Origin of the sequence: Danxiaibacter flavus, assembly GCF_041060425.1 — a bacterium.
In the GTDB taxonomy this organism is placed as follows: domain Bacteria; phylum Bacteroidota; class Bacteroidia; order Chitinophagales; family Chitinophagaceae; genus Danxiaibacter; species Danxiaibacter flavus.
Genome location: NZ_JAULBC010000007.1, coordinates 1 through 25,445 on the forward strand (window position 1 = coordinate 1; position 25,445 = coordinate 25,445).

At 40.7% G+C, this 25,445-nt stretch carries 19 protein-coding genes; 2 read left to right on the forward strand and 17 right to left on the reverse strand.

Annotation, left to right across the window (positions count from 1 at the left end; translation table 11 throughout):
* Positions 1-814: 814 nt before the first annotated feature.
* A complete protein-coding gene (locus QTN47_RS19450) occupies positions 815-1,267 on the reverse strand; it encodes a JAB domain-containing protein (RefSeq protein WP_369331081.1) in 453 nt (150 codons plus the stop codon).
* 378 nt (positions 1,268-1,645) lie between these two features.
* The gene (locus QTN47_RS19455; RefSeq protein ID WP_369331082.1) at positions 1,646-2,926 is read right to left on the reverse strand and encodes a TlpA family protein disulfide reductase; all 1,281 of its coding nucleotides are present in this window, start codon (positions 2,924-2,926) and stop codon (positions 1,646-1,648) included.
* Positions 2,927-3,115: 189 nt separating this feature from the next.
* Between QTN47_RS19455 and QTN47_RS19460 the strand changes: the two genes are divergently transcribed.
* On the forward strand, positions 3,116-3,454 hold the full coding sequence (locus tag QTN47_RS19460; protein WP_369331083.1) for a helix-turn-helix domain-containing protein: 339 nt from the start codon (positions 3,116-3,118) through the stop codon (positions 3,452-3,454).
* A 90-nt stretch (positions 3,455-3,544) separates the two neighbouring features.
* Here QTN47_RS19460 and QTN47_RS19465 read toward each other — a convergent pair whose 3' ends face one another.
* From QTN47_RS19465 to katG, 15 genes are all read right to left on the reverse strand, one after another.
* The gene (locus tag QTN47_RS19465; RefSeq protein ID WP_369331084.1) at positions 3,545-4,105 is read right to left on the reverse strand and encodes a hypothetical protein; all 561 of its coding nucleotides are present in this window, start codon (positions 4,103-4,105) and stop codon (positions 3,545-3,547) included.
* A gap of 57 nt (positions 4,106-4,162) precedes the next feature.
* Positions 4,163-4,552, reverse strand: a complete 390-nt coding sequence (locus tag QTN47_RS19470; protein ID WP_369331085.1) for a VOC family protein — start codon at positions 4,550-4,552, stop codon at positions 4,163-4,165.
* 352 nt (positions 4,553-4,904) lie between these two features.
* Positions 4,905-5,045, reverse strand: coding sequence for a hypothetical protein (locus tag QTN47_RS19475; protein ID WP_369331086.1), 141 nt, complete (start codon positions 5,043-5,045; stop codon positions 4,905-4,907).
* A gap of 379 nt (positions 5,046-5,424) precedes the next feature.
* Complete coding sequence (locus tag QTN47_RS19480; protein ID WP_369331087.1) at positions 5,425-6,144, reverse strand: hypothetical protein; 720 nt, start codon at positions 6,142-6,144, stop codon at positions 5,425-5,427.
* A 194-nt stretch (positions 6,145-6,338) separates the two neighbouring features.
* Positions 6,339-6,785, reverse strand: a complete 447-nt coding sequence (locus QTN47_RS19485) for a hypothetical protein (RefSeq protein WP_369331088.1) — start codon at positions 6,783-6,785, stop codon at positions 6,339-6,341.
* Between the two features lie 198 nt (positions 6,786-6,983).
* Complete coding sequence (locus tag QTN47_RS19490; RefSeq protein ID WP_369331089.1) at positions 6,984-8,129, reverse strand: hypothetical protein; 1,146 nt, start codon at positions 8,127-8,129, stop codon at positions 6,984-6,986.
* A gap of 408 nt (positions 8,130-8,537) precedes the next feature.
* Positions 8,538-9,179, reverse strand: a complete 642-nt coding sequence (locus QTN47_RS19495; protein WP_369331090.1) for a dual OB domain-containing protein — start codon at positions 9,177-9,179, stop codon at positions 8,538-8,540.
* Positions 9,176-9,643, reverse strand: coding sequence for a DUF488 domain-containing protein (locus QTN47_RS19500; RefSeq protein WP_369331091.1), 468 nt, complete (start codon positions 9,641-9,643; stop codon positions 9,176-9,178). Before QTN47_RS19500 ends, QTN47_RS19495 begins: the two co-directional genes overlap by 4 nt.
* On the reverse strand, positions 9,627-10,436 hold the full coding sequence (locus tag QTN47_RS19505) for a DUF488 domain-containing protein (protein WP_369331092.1): 810 nt from the start codon (positions 10,434-10,436) through the stop codon (positions 9,627-9,629). Before QTN47_RS19505 ends, QTN47_RS19500 begins: the two co-directional genes overlap by 17 nt.
* Position 10,437: 1 nt before the next feature.
* Complete coding sequence (locus tag QTN47_RS19510) at positions 10,438-11,877, reverse strand: HAD-IIIC family phosphatase (RefSeq protein ID WP_369331093.1); 1,440 nt, start codon at positions 11,875-11,877, stop codon at positions 10,438-10,440.
* A 74-nt stretch (positions 11,878-11,951) separates the two neighbouring features.
* Positions 11,952-12,395, reverse strand: a complete 444-nt coding sequence (locus QTN47_RS19515) for a cupin domain-containing protein (RefSeq protein WP_369331094.1) — start codon at positions 12,393-12,395, stop codon at positions 11,952-11,954.
* Positions 12,396-13,057: 662 nt separating this feature from the next.
* On the reverse strand, positions 13,058-15,385 hold the full coding sequence (locus QTN47_RS19520) for a hypothetical protein (protein WP_369331095.1): 2,328 nt from the start codon (positions 15,383-15,385) through the stop codon (positions 13,058-13,060).
* 199 nt (positions 15,386-15,584) lie between these two features.
* Positions 15,585-18,851: a glycosyl hydrolase gene (locus tag QTN47_RS19525; protein ID WP_369331096.1), complete on the reverse strand. Its 3,267-nt coding sequence runs from the start codon at positions 18,849-18,851 to the stop codon at positions 15,585-15,587.
* A gap of 392 nt (positions 18,852-19,243) precedes the next feature.
* On the reverse strand, positions 19,244-19,867 hold the full coding sequence (locus QTN47_RS19530) for an alpha-ketoglutarate-dependent dioxygenase AlkB family protein (RefSeq protein ID WP_369331097.1): 624 nt from the start codon (positions 19,865-19,867) through the stop codon (positions 19,244-19,246).
* A gap of 713 nt (positions 19,868-20,580) precedes the next feature.
* Positions 20,581-22,848 carry a catalase/peroxidase HPI gene (gene katG, locus QTN47_RS19535; protein ID WP_369331098.1) on the reverse strand — a complete coding sequence of 756 codons (2,268 nt, stop codon included), beginning with the start codon at positions 22,846-22,848 and terminating at the stop codon, positions 20,581-20,583.
* A gap of 374 nt (positions 22,849-23,222) precedes the next feature.
* On the opposite strand from katG, the gene QTN47_RS19540 reads away from it, so the two are divergent.
* Positions 23,223-24,812: a M81 family metallopeptidase gene (locus QTN47_RS19540; RefSeq protein WP_369331099.1), complete on the forward strand. Its 1,590-nt coding sequence runs from the start codon at positions 23,223-23,225 to the stop codon at positions 24,810-24,812.
* Positions 24,813-25,445: the final 633 nt, after the last annotated feature.

Consider the following 25,445-nt stretch of genomic DNA (forward strand, 5'->3'; position numbering starts at 1 on the left):
TGCTTCGCATTTGGACCTCGACGATCTTCAATCATAGAACTAATTATCATCTCTGGCTCTGGCGCGTGTGTTCCGCAGGATCACACGTGTCTATTAATTTCAAGCCGATTGCATCGGCGTTATTGCAACAACCCATCCTTAAAAAGTATTGACTTTAATTGCCGTGCTTTTTCTTTCTTAAACAAATACTGTCTTCACTTGTCCCGATACAATCGGGAGAGATTTAATAGACACGAGTGGTCGGCGGTACCGAACACTCGCGCCAGAACCGGCAACCTATATGAACAAGAGCGCACGAAGAGATATCGTCTCCAAAATAATTTGTCCTACACTTTTAAAGCACTTTGAAAGTGTAGGACACATTATTCTGGCGGCGTGTATTCCGCAGCTTTTGAATACTCTCGGTGCAACTTCTGGATGAACTTTGAACGTCATGTCGAGGAATAATTGGTTAACCACAATCAAAAAAAAAGACAATATACTTTTTGTCGATAGCCCGTAGGGCTTAAAGCTCAATAGAAGTACAGACACACAAGACCCCTATTGTCCGTAGGACATTAACACCTTTTATTTGGTTAAAGCCCTAACGGGCTATGAGGATCCCGATTCAATCATTTCTATTGAGCTTAATTCCCTACGGGAAAAATTGCAACTGCAGCAAAACCTGTCATTGGCACGCAGGAGATATCTCCCAAAGTTGAAGATGCCGGGCTTAAATTAAACAGCTATAACGCATGTGTTCTTCACCGTTTGAACGCGCTCTGTGCAACTCCGTGCCTCCTCCGTGCCCCTCCTATGTAACTGTATTTAATTTTCACCAAACATCCAACAACCCTGCATCCGCAAAAGAAAAATATGATTCGCTCGTAATGATCAGGTGGTCAAGTACCAACAGGCCAAGGATCTCCCCTATCTGCTTTACTTTTTTTGTCAGCTCAAGATCCGCCCGGCTTGGTGCAGTATTGCCGGACGTATGGTTATGGCATAAAATTACGAACGTAGCATTTCCCTTCAGCGCCGCGGCAAACAACAGTTTAGGATCGGAAACGGTGCCGTTGCATCCGCCTGAAGACAAATGGCAAATGCCCAACACCTTACTGTCCGCGTTCAGCAGCATTACCTTCAATTCCTCCTGCAGTTCTATTCTTTTAGCGTCCCAGGTTGTCAGAAAGAGTTGATAGGCAGATCCAGGACCGTCAACACTCACCCTGGCTGAGGGCTTTACGCTTGTGTTGTACACAAGCTCTATTTCCGCGATCTGATGCATGTTTTGCATGTTGTCTATTGGTTGTACAATTTGATTGAAACGGCGCCCCGGCACCAATGCGAAGCATCTCTTAAATGTCCTTTTATACCATCTGGTCAACTAGTGAATAGTGAATGGTCAATGGTGAAGGTTCGGTCTGGCTAAGTAAATGTATTGTCGTTTAAGTGTTATCATTATCGTAGACAAAATTCTTATTTGTTCTTATATGCCTTATATGGTTTAAAACCTTCGCTTAGATCAGTTTTAAGCTTTGGGCTTTGGGCTTTAAGCTTTATCAGTTGTTTACAAAGAAACGTTGGCACCCGACACCTTACTTATATGGTTTTAAACCTTCGCTTAGATCAGCTTTAAGCTTTGGGCTTTAAGCTTTACGCTCTATCAAGGCGCAGGCGCTTCCTGTGAAGAACTGAACACCAGCATATTGATGTGCCGTTGCGCTACTTGCAGCATTAAGCCGGCATCGGTCAGGTCTTTATGCAGCGCGGTCCAATCATCGTACTGTTTTTTCAGCCGGATGGTCATCCGGTTTGTTTTATCATCGCAAACCAGCGGCAAAGGCGTAGTAAAACTGTCACATACATAATTGATGACATTGCTTACCGGTCGGTTGTAAAAGATCATTTCCGAAACAGTTTCTTCCTGGTAGCTGCTTGCGGATGGCTCGGGATCCTGTTGCTGGCGCGGCACAACCTCATAGCAATCCCGCAGCAGCCCCGCCATTTTGCTGGTGCAGTTAAAGTAGCGGTCAAGGTCTTTTTGCATCAATTTGTGGGCGCAATATTCGGCCTCAAAACCTTTTTGGGGAGGCAGCAGCAGCTCATAACTGAGCAGGCTTTCGGTATGGTCCGGAAACACATCATTTGTCTGCGGGAAAATATGCAGCCGGTCCTGCTCCTCCTCAAACACCGTACGAACAGGCAATTGCGCCTCATGCAAATGTTCCTCATACCGGTATGCGATGGCATATAGCGAAGCCTTGCTGACATTCACGGCATAAATGCGGCTGTATTGGTCATCCGTGTAATAACCACGCTGCGAAGCAACGCCAGGCAAATGCCCCGTTAAATGCGATTCATAAAAGGCGCCCTCATTCGCGGCCACACCATTCTCTGCAAAACTGCGGTTAACATTAAAATGCAATGCATCCTGTTTTACAGGCAACCGCAGACGGTTGGTGGTAAGCAGCTCCACTATATTGGCCTGTGTAAGATGCTCCACCGAAGTAATGGCTTTTACCCTTCTGCCCTCACCTATCCATACCACGTGCGGAAGCTGTACATGGGGAAAATATTTTTTGATCCGCCCTCCCATATCCACACACATAGGCAAAGCCAATTCTCTCAGCTGCTTTCGCCTTCGCAGGAACCATTCTATGTGCGCCGTTGTATCATCGGTACACAAAATAAAAATTATCCGCCAGGCATATTGCGCCTGCAGTTGTGCAAGCACATGCATACTATTTAAACAAGCGGTGCATGTCCTTTGCCAGAAAACAATGATCACGGGTTTGTCCTTCAACTCCTCCAATGCCAATCGTTTTTTTGGAACGTTGAGCATGTTTTTAAAGATGATGTTAGGAGCCTTCTCGCCTACCTGTACAGGTTTTGAAGCGGTTTTAAGGGCAGGAAAATAGGAAAAGATGTTTTTTAAGGATTTCATTGGATGTTGTTTTTTAAAGGGTGAATGAACTGAACGGCTATGAGTAGCTTGATGTAATAAATCAAGTCCTTTCATAACCACTCATTTTACACACTCACAAGGAGGTTATAAGGGCAAAAATAGGAAAAAATATAATGACGTATTTTATTACGTCAAAAATAATTGTAAATTCTGCAAGCTTTCCGCTTCATGAAAGCACAGGAAAAAGAAGAAAAGAATTTACTAAAGTGGCGCTTTGCCGTTGCACTTTACAAAGCTGTAAAAGAAAGTGGGATTAAAAGTTTTAGGCAGCTTGCTAAAGAGGCGGGAATGGAGCCGGCGCATATACAGAAGGTTTCTGTAGGAAAGTTAGATGTAACATTAACTACGACTATTGCAATAGCGAATGCATTGGGTATTTCATTCACTGATCTTGCATCCTATTTCGACGGTGTTAGCAAGAAAGATGAGGAAGAGTTTGAATTGTACCTGGCTAAACAAAAGAAGCTAAGAGGGAAACAAAAAGCTGTTACAAAAAAATCTTCGTGAGATATTGGTTATTCAAGACAAGTAAGTAACAAGACTGTGCACCAAAATATTCAATATAAAGACGTCGGAAAACGGTGTTTATTTTTGTAATTAGATTTCTGAAATGTCAGAAAGTCTATTAAATTTCGATAGCTTCCAATTAGCTGTTTTGGGATTAATATACAAATACTCAATGTAGTTAATGGCTGAAGCACTGTATTCGAAAATTCCGAAATGCAAAATCCCTAACTTTTTAAACTCAAGAATACGGTAGTCTCCGACGATAAGTTGTCTTGCAATTTGATCAGCTTCAATCTCGTCAATGGGTCTTGGATTGCTTATCAAGTCAACCAGATTTAAAAAATCAGTCCGCCATTTTTGGACTTTTCCAATTAATGGAAGGTTGTATTCAAGCATTTGTTGCCTTGCCTTAATGACTTCATCAACAAGTCTCTTTGCCAATAATATTTGCGAATAGTAACTCAAAATCGATAAACAGTAGTCTCCTTTGGGACAATTGGGGTCTGACGCAAGCTCCATCAGTGCGGTAATGTATTTGGTTGAATGTAAAACCAAATCTTCATCTTGTTCGATAAAATAAAGATTTTCATCGTACGCCCAATCTTTTACTTCCGAAATGGAAGGGTCGAATTTGTCTAGGAACTTGTCCATTTACTATTTAATCTTGCAATTTTATAAGATTTTTTGAAAAGAGTCTATTGTTAATTGCTATAGATTAGGGCGTCCGAAAAACAAAACATATCCGTCAGCATCTTCTATTTCAAAACCCTTCAAATTATCACTATTGATATGTAGAGGCTTTCTAAATGAAACATCTTTAGAACGATATTCCTCAAACAACGTATCCGGATCGGCAGCAGCAATATATGCATCCCACGCTGCCCATTCATGTCGTGTATGATTAGGAATGGGTTTTATATCTGGAACAATGGCCTTAAGCATAATAGAAATATTGTCACGGCCAAGAATAGCCCAATAAGGGTCGTCATCCGGGCCGGTATAGCGCACTTCAAATCCAAGTTTATCTATGTAGAAAGAAATGGAAATTTTCAGGTCTGTGATTATAAAGAAGGGCCATATGGAGGTGAGGTTTGCCAATACTTAAAATTTTATAGATTGTGTTGCACAGCGTAAATTAAATATTATCGCGTAATTGCAGTTTGGGAAACTATGGATCAAAGAAAACTGTTCCTCAAATTTCCGGAAGTTCTTATCCATAACACATCGCTAAGAATGAACCTTTGCGGAGGAGTTTAACCTGAAGACTTTACGGAGAAAGAAGTTCTTACCTAAAGACTGTGCGAAGAATAAAGATAAAGGCTTTCACCGAAGAGCTCGCATAAAACGAAAAAGTTGTGGCATCCGATTCAAATTTTCGGTCGTCCACAACTTATACGCCAAACCAAATGAATGACAAGATAATAATACAAAAATCTTGCAATTTGTCGCATTACTTCTTTTTGTTTCGAGCCTGCGTCAAAGCTGAAGCTGCTACACTCTTAACAGCCTTTGAACTGTTGGGATTACTCAACAATTTTGAAGCTTTAGAGGCAACTGATTTTGATGTAGACTCATTTCTTTGTTTCTTCATTTAAGAAATTTTATCACTAAAAATATGAGCAAAAATACTATATTTTTTAGTTTTAAAACAACAAGATATAAACAGATGTGGAAAAGACATTACTCGGTTTTTTCTGAGAACAAGGTCTTTAGTTCGCCTGAAGTACAGCGAGAGAAAATCTGCCGTCTGGCGCGTGTGTTCCGCAGGATTACACGTGTCTATTAATTTGTCCTCGATTGCATTGGGGCATAGTGAGGTAACACACGACTAAAAGCGACGGATTCATTTGCTCAGACATTTCTTTTCTAAACAAATTTCCTACTCAGCCATCCCTATACAATCGGAAGCGAATTGATAGACATGAGTGGACGGCGGAGCCTAACACTCGCGCCAGGAGGGGCAACAAAAACTAGTTCTTCAAAATACTGTCGTAGTTCTGAAACAAAATTCTGTCAAACTGTACAGGCTCAATATTTAGAGGCTTACAAATTTTGTCTACTATGTTTTTTTCTGCTGCTTCATAAATTATCCGTCGGCTTAGTTCCGCTTGGCTAGGTAATGGCAAACCAAAACGCTTGAAGATATTTTGTATTCTAATGTCAATTGCCACGGTATTTCTGTTAATACCTAATCCCATTAAGAAATCGCGGGCACTTTTGTTTTTAATGTACTTGAAATTTGATGTCAAAAAATGTACACGCTGAACTTCTGCGGTCTCTCCTTTAATGTCTGCGAGTTCTTGAAGTAAGCCTTTGAAGCCGTTTTTATATTGTGAAATGAATTTATAGTTATGAACTAAAGATTTTGTTTTACTGCACTTTGTTAAGTCTGCACTTGCATATCTAACACCGGCTTCCCGTAAAACTGAATTAATCTTTAATGCAAGTTCTTTTTCTAATTTGATTTTGCTCAAAGAGCTGAAATTTATTTTCTTTATCAACTCTGGCCGTTCGAAAAATCGGTCATTACCGTCTACACCACCTACCACATTAACCTGTCCTACTAACCTAAGCCAAAGCGAATTATTGTCAAGTAATTTCCATTCATGTCGCTTAGGAAAAGTCGTACCACTTTTGTAAGTATCAACAATAGTTTTGAACGCCCCAAGTTGTCGTTTAGTGACCTCCATAATATTTATAGTTTTGAATTTTAAGGTGCAGCAACTTGGTTGCCAACGCTTGTGCAACAGGCTAGCAAGTAGTTAAAATATTTTTATAGAAGAAATTTATCAAAAGCGAATTTTAATGGTTTGATCCACCACAAATACGCCGCACACCTTACTCAACCGCCTACTTGCATCAGGAAGAAAATTGAGAACATCTGCTATTTTCTCTTCTTTGATTTTGGAACGTACCAACCTCCATAGCCCATCTTCATGGGTATCCCTGCAATTGTATTAATCGCTATTCCGCATAAAACGTATACTGCAATTGTTCCCAACCAAATGATGCCTCCAGTTATACTAAATAAAGAGTCTTTAACAAGAAAAGATATTAACCCAGATAAACATATTATTCCCTCCAAAACTTTATTAATCGTTGACAGTACTGAAACTGATTCCTTTTTAATTGGTAAGTCGGACTTTCGAAATCTTTGTGATTCGAATACCAATGAAACAAATCCCAAAACTAGCGCCAAAAGATAAAGAGTTCCTCCAACAATGGCCAAAGACAATGCTCCCCTTGTCCAGCCTAAAGAAATGCACACAGAGCTTCCGACTAAAAAAATCAGCTTGCCCCAAGGATATATTTGTTCAAACTTGGTTGCCATAAAACTTTCGTGTTGTCAAGACGTCATTGACACCAAACGTTTTAGGTCTTCCTATGTTTCGCAAAGTCCCTGGCCATCACACATGGCTTAGAAGGAGACATTTGCGGAGAAGTTTTCACCTAAAGATTGTACGGAGAACAAAATAGCCAGTAAATCTATTGCCTAGGCCCGCTTTGCAAATACTTTTGCTTGAGGTAATTATGTTTCTTCAAGTTCTTTAATTCTTTTTTTTAATTCAGTTATGTCCAACGACGGAGAACTAATTTCTGCTGCTTTATAATAGTACGGTAAAATTATTTTAGAATAACTTTTCTTTTTAAAAGGATTTTGCTCATTCTGCATTTTTTTATACCGTAAATTTCCAAATTTTATAAGAAGATGGGTTGCCCTTCCTATTTCAGTCGTTTCTTTCCTTTCAATTATTTTGTCAACAAGGTTTTGAAACTCCGTATCACTTCTATGAATATCCTCTTTGTTCTCATATCTGGTTAACTGCTCTCTGATTTCAATTGTTTGAATATCATCAAAACCCATTCTAAGATTCCAGCCTTCCCACATGTCGGACCTTTCATTGTACCAGATACCTGAATCTTTCCACTCTCCAAAAAACTGAACCGCATTTTTGATCTTAAATCCCTGTAAGCCGTTTGCTGAACCTAAAATTGTTATTCTGGTTGGGTTAGGAAATAATCCAGTCACTTCCATGTTTTCTTTATATAAATCAAAGCTTCCTAAATAAAGTTTTTGAAACTCATCAAAAAATGAAATTACATTTTCTACTTTAGGATAAAGGAATTCTTTAACGTTGAATCCATAGTGCCCAACTCCATTTATCACAATCGGGTCAGAGTCGTGAAAAATATATTCTTCATCGCTCAATGAGTAAGCAGAATGAAAAAAGGTATTTCTAATTTCTTTAAAATGATTTTCTTTAAAAAAGTCAATAATATTGTCCTTCTTAGCATCATTCAATAACTCGATAAGAAAGTCTTGTTTTTCGCCGATGCCCAACAATCTTTCATATTTTTTTGTTTTCCAAAAAAGATACGAAGAGCCTTTGAATCCTAGTTTAATTCGGCAAAGACTTCCGATAATATTATAAAAATCACTATTCTCAAAGAACGTCGAATATAATAAAGCACCTATTCTAGTTTTTTCTCTTCCCGAATGAGCAAAATAAAGCTTCTTATAGAATCCAATAGCCTCAAACCACTCATGAAGATTAGTAGTTAGCTTGTAAGTCCCTAGACCTCTATAATTAATCAGTGTAAGAACGAAATCAAAATCACTACGTCCTTTTGCTTCTTCAAAAAGAGTTTCTAGTTCGTGCAATGCGTTATCCATAGATTTTTTTCCGCAAAGTCTTTTAATTAAATCTCATACTCCGAAGCTTCTTAGCAAGGTCTCCATTAAGGCCTTTGAGCGTATGCTTGGGTATAATTTACACTCCCCGGCCATTTTAATTTACTTCCCTCATTTTAAGACTGTTTCGAAGATAGAAACTTGTGTGTTACCTGGCGACTTAGACTCTTCTTCTGTTTCGCAAAGTCCCTGGCCATCACACACGGCTTAGAAGGAGACATTTGCGGAGAAGTTCTGACCTGAAGACTGTGAGGAGAACAAAGTTAAGAATTATAGCCCAGCGTTATTCGTCGCTGAAGCCCAAGCTGATTGATGATTTGGCGCCGATTGTTTTTCCGTCGACCGCCATATTGCCAAGCCAATATTGTGTGCTGTGGTGTTTTTGTCAAGTTAAATTTTATAAATCTTACTTACAAATTTGTATGCTTGTTTTTCGCCGGTGCTATGATTAATCCAATCATCAATTTCTTTTGGTATTGAGGTTACAATATAAGCATTGTCGATATGAACAGAACCATTATTATAAAAATCAGGGTCGGTCATTGAAACTCCTTTAATTTTGAACCGTGCTTTGTGCCAATTAAAATCAGTTTTCCATTTATCATTATTATTTCTGTAAATATCAATATCGCTTACTTTTAAAATTGATTCTGACGGCACATCTATTGCATTGAATTCTTCTTCATTTAAATATGCCTTGTAATTTCCCCAAAAATCATTGTACGAATACTGCTGATACGCCCAATCTAAAACTTCCTTAGTTTGATCCGGACCATAAGATTCTTTTTTTTTACAAGAATTATTATCAATAACCCAGTTTTCTATTTGCTTTCCTTGTGGCATAGACCTGCCTTCAAATTCAATAATGTCAAGTGGTTTACCAAAATCTATTTCATATCCTTGAACTGCACCAGCTCGACCATCATCTTTAACAATCCTTATCCATTTGCTTGGGTCGCCTAAATCGATACCGCCCGGACATAAACCTCCAGTTTTACAACTAACTGCTAATAACAATACTCTCTTTTTCATTTTAAATGTCCTCCAAACCTTATATCTTGACTGAATTTATTAAGTAACATATCACATACTAATCTTCTGTGGCATTTTTCTGTTGTATGTTCTGAGCAAAGAAGGACAACATTTTGATAATTCCTAAACTGCTCTACAAAATTTTCAATATCTGACTCTTTCTCTAAATATTTATTAAACTCTTTTTCAAACAATTTATAATCTTTGCTCATATCGGAGCCTTTAGTTCTTACCTCTTTTAATAACTCATTTTGGGGCGCTAAGTCAATTCTGTGAACATATTTGCAACCATCAGCTAATTTGTTCAAAAAATAAGGTAAGTCCTTTTCAAAAGCAAACCTTGATAATTGCCCGTTCGGGTTTAATCTAATATCAACAAGACAATCTATTTTATTGTCTACTAACAACCCAAAAAATTCCTCTGCAGATTTTTGGGTAAAACCTATGCTAAATAAATTCATCATGTTCTTTTCGATTATTTTGATTGTTAATTTTCATTTTCCACCCATGCATTAAATTCCAATATCTATCACAAAAGTCAATTACTTTATCTTGTATAGTATCACCAAAGTAATTATCAATTTTTGCTGGTTCAAAAAAGCTAGAATTTAAAACATCTAATTTTTTAATTTCAGATTTATTTAATACTATTTCTGATAACTGCCTGTTTAGGCTTTCATTAGAGACAGTTTCAATTTCACCATTTTGATTTTGAGTAACATGTACTACCTCTATCCAATCTCCAAATTGTTGCTCAATCTTTTTACTTACAAAAAAATATCTGTGACAGTCAATTGGTCTTTTCTCGCTACACATAAGTGCAAGTGCGTAGTTATTATCATATGCTCTTTCAATTCTTTTTATTCCTTCTGAAAAATATTCATCTTTTCTAAATTTTTTAAAATCAACGATCTCCTCATAAGCATGAAGTTCAGAATTTTCAGGTCTATTACTTTTTGTAATTGGAAATATGTCTTCAAAAAATATATCGGAAGCTTTAGAAAAAACATCTTGCATAGGACTTGCTTTTGCCCCAAGTTCCGGCATATGTCCATATGAAATGGAAAAATGTTTGCCTGCCACTTTTAAATTGTCGGCATTACATTGCGGATACTGTTTTGAATATGGCATAGAGCGAACATCAACTAAATGAGATACATTAAACTCTTTTAAAGTTTTAAACATTTTTTCAATGTCAATGACTGCTCCATTTTGAAATAACGTATAGCCCAGTGTGTATAATTTACGTTTCCCCATTTTATATAATCCTTAAGTTTGTATTATTATTGATATTATCGACAATTTCTTTTGTAAAAATTATTTCCATTGAATCTTTTTTACCGTTATTCTTGAAAGCATCAGAATATTTAGCCAACATTTCACTAACCTTTTGGTTGTATTCTGAGGGCTGATGATTAATTAATATCGTGTTTGTATCTGCCATTTTTTGTATGTATAACAAAATAAACTCTTCAAGTCCTATTTCAAAATATCTGCAACTTATTGCCCAGTTGTGAATGTGAAAAGTGTCGTATGTGTTGCTGAAGGTAATTGCTGAGCAGATTCCTAAATTTTCACCATTTTCTCTAATTATTTCAAAATACAACGATTTTGTATTATCATTCAAATTATCATCATTTCGTGAGAATTTAAATTGGTTTGATTTAGAGTATAATTTAATGGATTCAGTATGTTTGTTGTCATCGATTACCTTGACAGATAGTTTAGGTAAAAAATTTTGTTTACGTTCCGCTTGTATTATTTTATATTGTTTTCTTCTATTCTGGGAATTGAGCGACAACTCAACTCTTTCGAATATACATCCGGCAATTAATTTAGTAACTAATTCATTATGATTTTCCCATTCAGGTACAAACACTCCTGTCAATTTACGTTTTACCTCATCTCTAACTATTTGATTGTCGTCAATAAAGACTATTGAGCTTGGCAAAATTGAGAGTTGTTCCGCTATCATTCTAATATTTTCACTTTTGTCGTTATTATTTGCGATAATGTAATCAATCTGATTTTTTAATGGAAAAATATTGTCATCAAATTCTTCTATTGTTGATTCAATCATTTTAGAATCATTTCTTGAACATATTGTAATAAATACGCCCAACTCATTCCCGAGCACTTTTAGAAATTTCATAAATTCGATAAATGGAGCCCCTTCTTCAGAGTACATATATTCTCTTATATTATATATTCCGACCTCGGAAAGGGTTCCCTTCCATAATGTATCATCTAAATCAAGCACAATAGCTTTATATAATATTTTTAATTTGCTAATTATTTGTGCAACAATCTTCATTATTATTACTCCAACCGGTGGTATGTCAATTTTACTTGAAAGTTCAACAATAGTTATTAGATTTTGAATTTGATATTTAAAGTTGTATGATGTATCCTTTGTGATATTTTTGCAAGTAATGTCTATTTGATTGATACTTTCTTCATTGCCTTCTAATGCAATGGTAATATTGTTTTCTTTGAGTTGCTCAAACAAGTACGTTATAACCTTTTCATCTTTATGAATAAAACTCTTTAGTCCTGTAATAACAATTAAAAATTCGTCACTATTATAGTTACGGAATTTTTTGACAAAGTCATTTATATAAACGCATAGAAAGCAGTTATCAATTTTTTGACAGCTATAACAACCTACATTTATTTTTAATTTTTCTGACTTAGCCATTCTTTTCTTTTTGCTAACCACTAAAAAAGCCTTAGGAATTGTATAACTATTTTACATTTAACCTACTTACTTCCCTACTTCCCCGTCTTCTCCGTCCTCCACTGCAACGCATAATAAGTAGTTCTCGTACTCCCTGTATTTCTTATCGAATGCAAATTATACGCAGCCTGGTAAATTACAGATCCCGGGCCGAGTTGTTTCCATTCGCCGGCAACAAGTGCACTCACGTTGCCTTCTTTAATGATCAGCAGTTCTTCATTGGCATGCTGGTGCGGTGCGTGCGAGGAATCGCCGGGGTTTAATGTGGTGATGTGCAGTTCCAGCTTATCAAGTGTTTCTGTAGGTGAATCAAATACGTCTCTTCTTTCACCTTTTTGATTGGGAATTGCTTTCATGTCTTTCCATTCATAGGCAGCGGACTGCAAAACCAATGCTTTGTTCTTGTAAGCAAGGATTACTATCGGCACACACATGATCAATGCAGTTATGATGATAAGACGATATTCTCTTCTTGTCATAAATGAATATTTGACCCGGGACTTGTGTTGCTTTAACTGCAACAAATAGTCCTGGCAGTAAAATTGGAATAATGGATTTTTTGAGCGTGATTCAGCTCATTGTACACTACGACGGAGTAGGCAAGCACAGGTTCCGGGCAACACGATTCGGGGATATAAAAAGCCTGCCTGGGCGCAGTTAATGTTTTAGTATGCCTCCGGCCTCTCACTCACAGGGTTTGCGGGTAAGGGCCGAATTGAATACAGTTTAAATTTGAAAAAAATATTTCATTATCCAAATTAAAATTTCAATTATGGGGCTGGAGGTTGGGGAGGATAAGGGCTTCGCCGGCTGCAATGCAGCTAATAGAATACATTACACAGAGAACAGCCGGAGAAGACACAGAGGGGCACAGAGGAAACGCTTTAAAACAGATCGCAAAACTCTGTGTAGCTCTGTGGCTTCTCAGTGGCTCTCTGTGTTACTTTATTTATTACACAGAGGAGCAGCCGGAGGAGACACAGAGGGGCACAGAGGAAAAGAAAAACTCAGTGTAGCTCTGTGGATTCTCTGTGGCTCTCTGTATAATGTATTTTGTTACACAGAGAAATAGAAAAACTCTGTGTAGCTCTGTGTCTTCTCAGTGGATCTCCGTGTAATGCATTTCGCTGCGGAGCAGCTGTTATTGTGCTTTAAGTTGTTCTGTTTTTTCTGATAACCTTACAGTGATCACGGCCTTTACAGAAGCGTTTGCATCCATGCCTGCTTCGAATGACAAGGAGTGCGTTCCGGTATTGAGATCAGGTAACTGGTTACCGAGATCTATCTTTTTAATAAATTTTCCTTTGCTATTATAAACGCTTGCAGCGTTGGCCTCATTCACCGCAACGCTTTCTCCGGCGGCAAGTGTAACAGGAATTTCCAGGCGGAAGGAATTATCGATCTCTATTGCAGGATTTACAATTGTTCCATCTTCACCACGTGCAGTTATTACAATCAGCGGCCTTTGCTTTTCTTTGTTATTGGTGAAGCTGAAATTGGAAATAGCTGGCTCACCGGGTTGCAGTGCTTTGGCCTGGTGTTCAAATGTAAACTTGCGGAAAGACTCAAGATAATAACCATTTTCTTTTTTAGAGAGGTGTGCCTCGTTGGCCGGATTCTTCAACCATTCCTGCTGCTCCTGGTTAAACATCCTGCTCTTTTGCGCCCCGGTCCATAAATTAATTTGTTCCACTATACGCGGCATGTTCTTGTTCGCAAGTGCTTCGCCGCGTACAACCAGTGCATAACCGGCATTAAAGCCAGCCGCTCTCGCCAGCATCCAGTCAATGTCATCGGGATCTGTATTCACGGTAATCAGGAACCAGCCAAGCATGTTGGGCAGGTAATTATCTTCATAGAATTTCTGGTTGGCAATTCTTTGGTCGGACTGGCTTTCCCTGAAAGCGCCGTACCAAGGTTCGCCCCAGTTCAGGTAATTGTTGATATGCCAGAAATAATGATTGGGGCGACTTGAGCCGAATACCACAGGATGCTTTGCTTGCCGGAACACTTCGTCTGCAAAGGAATTGAAAGAAAGATCACCCATGCCATTGGCATACGTTCCTTCATGCCCATCAAAATCCATTTGATCAGCCCCTGTTTCATTAATAAAGTCAGCAATATTTTTTGCAACCTGTTTCTGCAACTGCCAGTTGGGATAAAAAACTTTATAGGGATGGTCTACCAAACGGCTCACCAGGTCCTTTGCTTTGTGGGCGCTTTTGGTGGTACCGAATGCGCCACGTACGCATCCGGTCAGCTTGTAAGGCGCTTCCTTGCTTACGGACATAAAACGGATGATCTCATCACCAATCATCACGCTGTTCAGATCGCTTCGCATGGTAAAGTGCAATGGACTGTTTACCGTTATCTCCGTAGCATCAGCTGTAAGATCTTCTACAAGTGTATCTGTACCGGCCAAAGCAAGATCCTTGTTTGGTTTGGGCGTTACGTACGCATCATTGGTGGTAATAAAAGTGGTGAGTGTGTGAAAGCCAAGACGAAGCCCCATGGCATGCGCTTTATCCACACATTTCTTAAAACCCTCCCTGCCACTGGGAAAAAGATCTTTTCTTATTTCAAAATTTCCCCAGGTTTTAAATGGCTCTTCGTGATAAACACCGGCCATTCCCATCTGCTTTGCATAGGTGAGAAAACTGTCAATATTGTTTTCATTGAACGTAGTGATCATATACGGGGCGCCACTTGCCGCAGAAGTTTTGATCCATTCGTTCTTCCAGGTTGCATAAGGCAGGTTTTCCTGTTTGGTGATCACTTCAATGGTGCTTAACACCTGGGACGGGCTGCAACCAAATACCGCAATGGCAGAGCCTTTAAGGCTTCCCTCGGGAATGCCTTTTACTGTAACAGCCGGCCATCTGTCCCACACTTTAATAACACGGTCATGCAGCCTGTTAACGGTAAATGCCTGGAGGGAAGAACCAAAAGGACGTGCAGTGGCAGTTGTGCCGCGTTCGTAAACAGCGCCCTCGTCATTGACCATTTCGCCACCGGTTGTTTTTTCATTCAGACATTGTATGCCGAATGCAAAATCTTTATTACGTACAACGCCTACTGTGTTGCCAATAGTATCTTTAACGATATTGTTGAGTGGTCCCCAGATAACGGCATCCACATTGTCGCTGATGTCGGTTAACTCGAAACGCACATAACCTTTGTTTATAGTGGTTTTAACCTGCGCCTTGTTCCCTTCCGGATATAGCAGTGTTATTGCTCCCTTCTTATACTCAGCTTTAACCGGAGCAATGGTTTTTCCGTTCTTCACCAATTGCAATAGTGTACCGGGATTGCTGGTCGCAACATATTCTGTTGTTTGATTGTTACGGATTGAAACGACCGATCCCTTGTCATTCAGTTGAAGGGAAAATGTTGGCGTATTGTACTGCTGTGCATGCAACAAACTGTGCGCTGCCAGGGCTCCCAGGAAAAGAAATGCGTATTTAAACATGGCAAAAATTAATCCGGCAAAACTATTCAAATTACCGGTTCTGCAAGCCGGGAACAATAGTTGAATATTATCAGTTCATAACTGGAAATTGAGTATAGCAAAAAAACACTGTGTAACTAATTGTTAATCGCATTTAATAGTAATTATGGTTACACAGAGAAATACAGGAGAAGGCATGGAGTTGCACAGAGGTTTAAAACTAGTATTTGATCACTTCGATTTTTACAGGGCCCAGCAATCCCGATGATTCGTATTTGCTATCGGCATTGTAAGAAGTTATATTGGTCCATGTTTTTCTTTCTGATGCAGGCAGTTTGCTGTCTCCGATCAAACGATTCACCCAGGTGTTTACCACTTCCACTTCAAGTTTGTTGTTGCCTTTCTTTATTGCAGAAGTAATGTCAACTTTATAGGGCGGCGTCCATGCACTACCAACGGACACGCCATTTACTTTTACAGCAGCCATTGCTTTAACAAGTCCCAGATCAAGATAAACATGTTCTCCTGCAGCAATTTTATCAATTGTAACATCAGTTGAATACACGGCTGTACCTGAATAATTTTTTATTTTCTCATCATTGCTTTTGCTCCAGTCTGTTAACGTCGAAAACACCACAGGCTGCAAAGGACCTCCGGCAGCAGTATCAAATTGAACGGTCCATGAACCTGCGACAGGACTAACACGTAAAGGCGCAGGAAAATTTTCTATATCATCTGCAACTTTAGTAACTGGTTTTCTAAATACGATAAATCCGCTCTGGTATGCTTCAAGCCGCAAGGGAACCGTTGTTGACTGTTGCGTTTGCATAAAATCAGGAAGATCGCGTGTTTGTCCCGACACTGCATCCCACCATTCGGGCTGCTTGTCCGCAACACGAAATGCAGGTGAAAGATTGATGACTGTATCAGACTGATTGGTGATGAAATAAATATCTGCATTTGCGGTTCTTCTGTGTGCATATAAAGCATGCGTGTTATCAATTGCAACATCAGGAATTAAATTCAACGCATCGAGCGCCTGCTGCGCCGTAAAGCCATTCAACACCAATCCTTTGCCGTATGCTTTTTTTACTTGCGCACCTGCAGACGCATTTCCCCACAATTCTGCAGCAACCTTCTTCACTTCTGCATCTGCCAACGGATAATTTTGCATGCTGGGTGAATATTCAGGAGCCGGTCCTAAGATCGTTGCGCCATCTGCAACAAGCGATTTTATCTTATTTAATAATTCAGGACGCATTGTTTTTAGTTGCGGAAGAACCAGTAAGCGGTATGACATGCCATCAGGTAAAACTATTTTTCCATCCTTAACACTTGCGCGTGTCATCAATACTTCTGCATTGATATAGTCATACGAATAGCCGGCTGGCAACTCAGGATCGCGGGTGCCGGTCATCTTTGGCGCATCTTCTCCTATAAAGTAGGCAATGTCATTAACGGGCCTGCCTTGCTGAAGCAGGAAGCTGCATCTTCTTTCATAGTCAATAAATGCTTTTCCCTGCAGGAACCAACTGTTCTTCCTGTTAAACTCAGTGCCGAACCAGGTAGCTACACCGGGATTTTTATCTTCATATGGCTGACTGATAAATACATGAAACAAGGCATTGTTGATCCCTTCGGTAAATGACCAGTCGCCACGTCTTTTAAGCATTGCAGGATACCGTTGAAAGCTCAGCCCTGCTGCTGTAAATGATTCTGCGGAAACCTTTGTTTTTCCATAAATATGTGCGGAAGAAGATGCCGCCCGGCATTCGATATTACCCAGCGTTCCCTCATTCCAGAATTCACCTGCAATCTCGTCTGCCTGTCCACCATATTTTAAGAACTCAGAAGGAAAGCCCCAGTGACCGTAATTTTCCAGCCAAATTTTCATGCCGTTAGCGTTACTTACTTTTCTTAATCCGCCAACATATTCATACGCCACAAGATCAGCCACCAACCTGCGAAGATCCCAGAGGAACCGGTCGCTTTGATCCTGCGAAGCAACTACTCTCCCGCTCAATACAGGCAGCCATGGCAAAGGATCATATCCATATTGTTTTTTAAATAAAGTGGTCATCTTATCTGTCCAGTTCTGCGAACCGGTTTCATAACTATCGGCCACCACCCACTTTAATGATTTGCCTTCTTCTTTTGTTAAGCTGTTCTGCACCTTGCCGACAAATGCATCAAAATGGTGTTTGGTATAGTCGCTGCTCAGTTTATCTATCTCTAATCCTCTGCCTTCAGGCGGTGCAGGCGCATTGGTAACACCTGTTGGCAACATGCCAAAACTTGCAATGATCCATTCTCCCTGCGGCACGCTCCAGTTAAGTGTGCCATCAGCAGCTAACTTATCTGTAATGTTGATGACTTTCGAAGGATCAACCATTAAGGATTTATTATCAGGCTCCGTTTGTTTCGGCCACTGGTATTCGTTCCACAAAGGCAATGGTGTCTGAAACATTTTTGCGAGTTGTTTCTCTTCATAACGTTCCACTTTTGCAGCGCCGGAAAGATTGATCTCAGCAAAGCCGACATCACCCGAAATCTCTGTCAGCACCAGTTTAAACGCACTTCCTTTAACAGCTTCAAAAGAAACGGCAACCGGCGCGAAAGGTATAAAGCCAACGTTGTTGGCAGGATTGCTTCTGTCTACCTCAAACTTCTTTATTGTACGAAAGTTTCCGCCTTCCTTTACCTGCAATTCAGCCATGCATTTAAAAGGCTTATCTGCAGGATGGATCGTCAGACTTCTGGCTGTAACATCATTGGCAGTTTGAAAGGTGATTTCTATTGAAGATTTCTTATCCGGTTTGGTGGTTACAAACGCTTTGGTAGAATCATTTCCATCTGCTATTAATCCGATATTATCGAATACCACATTGGATGAAATTTCAGGATGATAAGTTGAAATATTATCACCTTCATTTGCAGGGACTGGATAAGCCAACACTGCTACCTGCTGAAAATTTTCGGGTACATTTAGTTTCTGATTGAATTGTTGCGGACCCTTTACGCGAATTTCTTTTTGAGAAAGAAACCGCATGGATTGGGAAGGCGCTATCCACGGGCCGCCACTTTGGCTCCATCCCGGACCATTGAACATGCCGATTTCGATGTTATTTTTTGATGCGGCTTTGATCGCAGTTTTTGAAATATCCCACCACTCGTCGGAAAAAAACTTTACAGGACCATTGGGCATTTCTGAGGGCTCAAGGCCGATATTGCCGATGAACGCGCGACCAATTCCGACTTTTTTCATCGCCTCAAGATCTTTCACTACACCTTCTTTGGAAATATTGCCATTGATCCAATACCAGTAAACACTTGGTTTTACACTGTCCGGCGGGATCGTAAATCCACTTTCCAACGCATCGGCATTTGCGTTTAATTTTTTAGTTTGGGCATTACATACAGTTAGTGTATGTGAAGCGAGGAGAATTAAACTATGGCAACCTATCTTACTGATTAAAGACTTCTTCATTTGGGTTATTATTCTTACCGAAAGTATCAACAAATGTTTTCTGGCAAACCGTTAAATTAATTTATTAGCTAAGAATTGTATCACAATCAGATCTATATTCGGGAGACCTCTCCTATCGTCGAGGTGACGATTCGGTGCAGACTTCCAAATTATAACATACTAGTCATTAGTGCTGCTGTGATTGTTTTTTCTGATAAGCCAGGATCGTCATGTCGACGACAGGAGACATCTCCCAAAGTTGACGATGCTTGCTTAGCTAAACGACATTGATCTGGAAAATTATGCAGTCAAGGCAATATTACAATCCTGTACTTTCCTGTGAAGATCAACACGGATGTAAAATTAAGGGCGTTATTTTTTGTTTAGAAGGAGATATAATGCGGTATTACCTTTTATCTTACAAAATAAACATCTTTCACTAACTCGGAGATCCTGAACGTGAGGTTAATGCGCGCGCCAATATTCCTGGATGTTTTAGGTACATGATGTTCATAATGATCCTGCATTGTTTCGCCCATCAGCAAAAAGCTGCCATGTGTTAACGGAATGTCGAGTTGCTTGAGGTCCTTGCGGGTTTTATGTCTCACTTTAAACAGCCTTGTTTCACCAAATGTAACCGATGCAATCGCATGATGTTTTCCATCTGCCGGCAATGTATCGCTGTGCCAGGCTACGGAATCATTACCATCACGGTAATAGTTCAACAACACGCGCTCGAAAGTTATGCCGCACTCCTGTTCTACCCTTGCCTTAATATCCAGCAGATCACTGGTCCACGCAAGACCTTTGCTGCCGCCATAGTATGCTGTTAAGCGCGGGTCGAGTACCATGCGATCATACATTTTCCGGGTGCGTTGTTGCCAGGGTGTGTTTGTAAGGAGCGTACTAAAGTATTTGTCGGATTCTGTTTTGCCGAAAAACTGTTCCCAAAGTTTAAGTTCTTCATCCGGCAGCATAAAGTCTTTGAAACGTTTTTTCCCTTCATCAAACAGCGCTATATCATCAAAAAGTTTCATGAATCAAAGATAATAATCCGGCTTTAAATACTAAAATAATTAGCATTTTATATTCAACTTAAATCCATGCTTAAACATCAGATGAACTATCGTGCTGCCCGCCGTTGTTGGTATGCAGCTTAGCAAAGTGCCAGGCGTACCAGCAACATAAGTACGCAGCCGAACTTTCTCTTTAAATGGCGCACAGTGTTGTTGGTGTGCCACACACATCCCTACCCTACACACGCAACAACGGCGGTCGTCGTAAAGGTGCAGCGAATGTCAAACTCTTAATTCTTATATTTTCTTATATGCCTGCTATACAACTGGTGAATAGTGAATGGTCAATAGTGAAGGTTCGAGCTGGTTAAGTAAATACATTATCGTTTAAGTGTTATTATTATCCTGGGCAAAAGCTCTTATTTGCTCTTATATACCTTCTTTACAACTAGTGAATAGTGAATGGTCAATGGTGAAGGTTCGAGCTGGCTAAGTAAATGTAAAGTCATTTAAGTGCAATTATTATCGCAGGCAAAATTCTTATGTGCTCTTATATGCCTTATATGGTTTAAAAAACTTCGCTTCGGTCTGCTTTAAGCTTTATAAGTTGTTTACTATGAAACGTTGGCGCGGCCAACTCCTTACTTATATGGTTTAAAAAACTTCGCTTCGGTCAGCTTAAAAAAAAGGCGGCAGAAAAACTCCGCCGCCTTTGTATCAAAACATCAACTCCGTTACTTCAAATCAAATCTATCCGCATTCATCACCTTCGTCCATGCTGCAACAAAATCTTTTACAAATTTCTGTTGTGCATCGGAGCTACCGTACACTTCAGCCAGTGCCCTCAGTTCGGAATTAGAACCAAACACAAGGTCGGCGCGCGTTGCGGTCCAGGTTGGCTTTTCCGTTGCACGGTCATAACCCTGGAACAGTTCCCTATCCTCTGTTGCAGGCTTCCATACAGTACCCATATCAAGCAGGTTAACAAAGAAGTCATTGGTTAGTGTTCCCGGTTTTTTAGTGAACACACCGTGAGATGAACCATCAAAATTTGTGTTCAACACACGCATGCCACCTACCAACACAGTAAGTTCAGGAGCAGTAAGACCCAGCAACTGTGCTTTATCAATCAGCAACGCTTCTGTTGACACAGGGAAGTTGGGTTTACGATAATTACGGAAACCATCACCCAAAGGTTCAAGGAATGCAATAGATTCAACATCCGTCTTTTCCTGCGAAGCATCCATACGACCCGGTGCAAACGGAACCTTAACATCGTGACCCGCATCCTTAGCTGCTTTTTCAACGGCTGCACTCCCCGCAAGTACAATTAAGTCTGCCAGTGAAATTTTCTTGCCGCCCGACTGCGCTGCATTGAATTCTTTTTGAACACCTTCCAATGCATCCAGCACTTTGGATAACTGAGCAGGATTATTTACGCGCCAGTCTTTTTGTGGTGCAAGACGAACACGTGCACCGTTGGCGCCACCGCGTTTATCAGATCCGCGGAAAGTTGAAGCAGAAGCCCAGGCAGTGGATACCAATTCTGATACAGTTAATCCTGTTGCCAGAATTTTTTCTTTCAACGCCGCAATATCATTGTCATCAACCAATGTATGATCAACAGCCGGGATAGGGTCCTGCCAAAGCAGTTCTTCCGCAGGCACATCAGGACCCAGGTAGCGTGCACGCGGCCCCATATCACGGTGTGTTAATTTAAACCATGCGCGTGCAAATGCATCAGCAAACGCGTCGGGGTTTTCAAGAAAATGCCTGGAGATCTTTTCATACACAGGATCAAGCCTCAAAGAAAGATCGGTGGTCAGCATCGTCGGACGGTGCTTCTTTGATGAATCAAATGCATCAGGGATAATATCGTCTGCATTTTTCGCAACCCATTGATGCGCTCCTGCAGGACTCTTTGTAAGCTCCCATTCAAAGCCAAAAAGATTTTCAAAAAAGTTATTGCTCCATTGAGTGGGCGTTTTGCTCCAGATAACTTCAAGACCACTTGTAATAGCATCCGCACCTTTACCTGAGCCGTAACTGTTGCTCCAGCCGAGGCCCTGCAATTCCATACCTGCCGCTTCAGGCTCTTTACCCACATGCGTTGAAGGTGCAGCGCCATGCGTTTTACCAAAGCTATGTCCGCCGGCAATTAAAGCAACCGTCTCCTCATCATTCATTGCCATACGGCCAAACGTATCACGAATATCTTTGGCTGCTTTTACAGGATCAGGATTTCCATCCGGTCCTTCAGGATTCACATAGATCAACCCCATTTGCACGGCTGCCAGTGGATTTTCCAAATTGCGGGAGTGAATATCACCATCCGCATTATCATCAGATACGGTTACTCCTCCGCGTTTCTCAACGCCCTCAGAGCCATGCGCATAACGAATGTCGCCACCAAGCCATGTAGTCTCCGAACCCCAATACACATCTTCTTCAGGCTCCCACACATCTTCACGTCCGCCTGCAAACCCGAATGTTTTAAAACCCATTGATTCCAGTGCAATATTACCTGCAAGGATCATCAGGTCGGCCCATGAAATTTTACGACCGTATTTCTGTTTGATGGGCCAGAGCAATCTGCGTGCTTTATCAAGACTAACGTTGTCGGGCCAGCTATTCAGCGGGGCAAAACGTTGCTGTCCTGCTCCCGCCCCGCCGCGGCCATCACCTACGCGGTAAGTACCCGCACTGTGCCATGCCATGCGGATAAACAATCCTCCGTAATGACCGAAATCTGCGGGCCACCACGGCTGAGAATCGGTCATGAGCGCATGCAGGTCTTTTTTTACAGCTTCAAGATCGAGGCTTTTAAATTCTTCGGCATAATTAAAATCATTGTCCATCGGATTGGATAATGAGGATTGCTGGCGCAGAATGTTTACTCTTAACTGATCCGGCCACCAGTCGCGATTCCTGGTACCGCCGCCGCCAACATTTTCTTTTTGTGCGCCGTGAAACGGGCATTTGCTGATGTCTTTTGATTCCATTTTTAAAAGATTGTGCTAAGCAATGAATAATGTGATCCAGCCTTTGCTTGCATGTGGCAAGCCAGGGGTATTTCGTTTGAGCTGGATAAAAGTAAAACATTAGACAGATAATCGCAATCAATTAATTTTATATGTTGATAGCTTAAAACTATCACAAAAAATACAGTTACACGGAGGAATACAGGAGAAGACACAGAGTTACACAGAGGATAAGTTCGAATCTTGCTACATGGATTGCGATTCGTTTAATGATCTGTCCGGAGATTTGAACTCATTGATTCGTTTGTTCAAATAGCAGAGAGATGCAATAAATAGCGCTGGAAAAATTATCTTCGTTTGTGTCGCAAACTATTATTCTCAATTAAAAGGATCCAATGAATTGTCATTTCAAATCTTTCGTCAGAACATGGTTCATGATTGTAATTAGCGTGTTGGTAGCAAGCCTGGGAAATGCACAAACTGAGTCAACAGGCAAATCATTGCCACGTATCGCCATTGCCGGATTAGGTATTGAATCAAGCACCTTCTCTCCCGCTGTTACAAATGAAGAAGCTTTTCATGCAAAATATGGCAACCAGGTATTTTCTTCCTATCCATTTTTACAGGAAGATTCAGCATTACGAAAACTTGCAGTTTGGGTTCCGACTATTGTAGGAAAATCACTTCCCGGAGGGATTGTTACAAGAGAAGCATATGAATCACTGGTAAACAAAACACTGGATTCATTAAAAAAGCATGCTCCTTATGACGGTTTATTTTTTGATATACATGGTGCGATGAGTGTTATAGGACTCGATGATCCCGAAGGTGATTTTATTGTAAGGATCCGCAAAGCGCTTGGCACAAAAACACTTATATCCACCTCGATGGATCTTCACGGAAATGTTTCCTGGCGATTGGCTGAAAACACAGACCTCATAACCTGCTATCGCATGGCGCCTCACGAGGATGCTATGCAAACAAAGGAAAGAGCGGTGAGAAACCTGCTGGACAGAATCCAATCAGGCAAAGGCAAGCCACTGTACAAAGCCTGGATCCCGATACCCATCCTATTGCCCGGCGAAAAAACAAGCACAAGAATAGAACCAGGCAAAAGTGTTTACCAGGCTGTGGCTCCTGCAGCCGCGCAGCAGGGGATTGTTGATGCAGCAATATGGGTGGGATATGCATGGGCAGATGAACCGCGAAATCATGCAGTTGTGGTAGTAACCGGCGATGATCGAGACAAAGTAACGGCCACTGCCGAACAACTGGCGCATAACTTCTGGAATGCACGCTCCGGGTTTGCTTTTGTGGCCCCTACAGGTTCATTAAAAGAATGTCTTGATAAAGCACTTGTCAGTGATAAAAAACCATTTTTCATCAGTGACTCGGGAGATAATCCAACTGCCGGTGGCGCAGGAGATGTAACATGGTCCATTACCGAAATATTGAAACGTCCGGAGCTTCAATCAGCTAAGGGACCATCACTTATATACGCCTCCATTCCGGGACCGGAGTTTGTTGAAAAAGCCATTGCTGCCGGTGTCGGCAACCAGGTGGATGATTATGCAGGTGCAAAAGTGGATCACCGTTATGCACCTCCTGTAAGACTCAAAGGAACAGTGACTGCAATAGCGTACGGCGACAGGGATGCTGAAGTTGAAGTTGTAGTCAAAGTGGGAAGTGTGTCCGTAATCGTTACCAAAAAAAGAAAACCATATCACAAAGAAATTGATTTTACGCGTCTGAAACTGGAGCCACGAAATGCAGACATCGTGGTTGTTAAGATCGGTTATCTTGAACCGGAGCTTTACGCGATGAAAAAAGACTGGCTGCTGGCATTAACGCCCGGTGGAGTTGACCAGGATTTGGAGCGGCTACCTTACAAACGTATTGAACGCCCCATGTTTCCATTAGATAAAGATTTTAAAGATCCTGATCTTTCAGCAAGGCTTGTTCCGTTATCTGATAAGTTGAAGTAGAGCCCGATGGATTTGGATTTGCTTGTTGGATAATTGTTAATCGCCAGCTGCAAGCCAATAATGAAGGGGACGGACCCGCATCGTCACCTCGACCCAGGAGAGGTCTCCCGACATTGGTACTGTCTGATTATGAAAAGCGTAAATTGCTTACACACCTGTTCAATTTTGAGAGATTTCTCCTATCGTCGAAATGACGATGAGTGTTCGTCAGCAAAATAACACCAGCAACATTGGCGGCAAGTTGCAATAATGAAAAGGATGCAACCGAATCGTCACCTCGACGCAGGAGAGGTCTCCCAACGCCAGTGCTGTTTGATTTTGGAAAGGTCTTGTACTTGCAATCTTCTTCAATTTTGGGAGATTTCTCCTATCGTCGAAATGACGATGAGCGTTCGTTAGCGAAATAAAACACAAGCAACATTGGCGGCAAGTTGTAATAATGAAAGGGATGCAACCGCATCGTCACCTCGACGCAGGAGAGGTCTCCCGACATTAGTACTCTTTGATTATGAAAAGCGTAAATTGCTTACACACCTGTTCAATTTTGAGAGATTTCTCCTATCGTCGAAATGACGATGAGTGTTCGTTAGCAAAATAAAACACCAGCAGCATTGGCGGCAAGTTGCAATAATG

Bases quoted from the DNA above. Each gene is read 5' to 3' on its own strand.
- QTN47_RS19450 (WP_369331081.1), bottom strand. From the start codon at position 1,267: ATGCATCAGATCGCGGAAATAGAGCTTGTGTACAACACAAGCGTAAAG.
- QTN47_RS19455 (WP_369331082.1), bottom strand. From the start codon at position 2,926: ATGAAATCCTTAAAAAACATCTTTTCCTATTTTCCTGCCCTTAAAACC.
- QTN47_RS19460 (WP_369331083.1), top strand. From the start codon at position 3,116: ATGAAAGCACAGGAAAAAGAAGAAAAGAATTTACTAAAGTGGCGCTTT.
- QTN47_RS19465 (WP_369331084.1), bottom strand. From the start codon at position 4,105: ATGGACAAGTTCCTAGACAAATTCGACCCTTCCATTTCGGAAGTAAAA.
- QTN47_RS19475 (WP_369331086.1), bottom strand. From the start codon at position 5,045: ATGAAGAAACAAAGAAATGAGTCTACATCAAAATCAGTTGCCTCTAAA.
- QTN47_RS19480 (WP_369331087.1), bottom strand. From the start codon at position 6,144: ATGGAGGTCACTAAACGACAACTTGGGGCGTTCAAAACTATTGTTGAT.
- QTN47_RS19485 (WP_369331088.1), bottom strand. From the start codon at position 6,785: ATGGCAACCAAGTTTGAACAAATATATCCTTGGGGCAAGCTGATTTTT.
- QTN47_RS19490 (WP_369331089.1), bottom strand. From the start codon at position 8,129: ATGGATAACGCATTGCACGAACTAGAAACTCTTTTTGAAGAAGCAAAA.
- QTN47_RS19495 (WP_369331090.1), bottom strand. From the start codon at position 9,179: ATGAAAAAGAGAGTATTGTTATTAGCAGTTAGTTGTAAAACTGGAGGT.
- QTN47_RS19500 (WP_369331091.1), bottom strand. From the start codon at position 9,643: ATGATGAATTTATTTAGCATAGGTTTTACCCAAAAATCTGCAGAGGAA.
- QTN47_RS19505 (WP_369331092.1), bottom strand. From the start codon at position 10,436: ATGGGGAAACGTAAATTATACACACTGGGCTATACGTTATTTCAAAAT.
- QTN47_RS19510 (WP_369331093.1), bottom strand. From the start codon at position 11,877: ATGGCTAAGTCAGAAAAATTAAAAATAAATGTAGGTTGTTATAGCTGT.
- QTN47_RS19515 (WP_369331094.1), bottom strand. From the start codon at position 12,395: ATGACAAGAAGAGAATATCGTCTTATCATCATAACTGCATTGATCATG.
- QTN47_RS19520 (WP_369331095.1), bottom strand. From the start codon at position 15,385: ATGTTTAAATACGCATTTCTTTTCCTGGGAGCCCTGGCAGCGCACAGT.
- QTN47_RS19525 (WP_369331096.1), bottom strand. From the start codon at position 18,851: ATGAAGAAGTCTTTAATCAGTAAGATAGGTTGCCATAGTTTAATTCTC.
- QTN47_RS19530 (WP_369331097.1), bottom strand. From the start codon at position 19,867: ATGAAACTTTTTGATGATATAGCGCTGTTTGATGAAGGGAAAAAACGT.
- katG (WP_369331098.1), bottom strand. From the start codon at position 22,848: ATGGAATCAAAAGACATCAGCAAATGCCCGTTTCACGGCGCACAAAAA.
- QTN47_RS19540 (WP_369331099.1), top strand. From the start codon at position 23,223: ATGAATTGTCATTTCAAATCTTTCGTCAGAACATGGTTCATGATTGTA.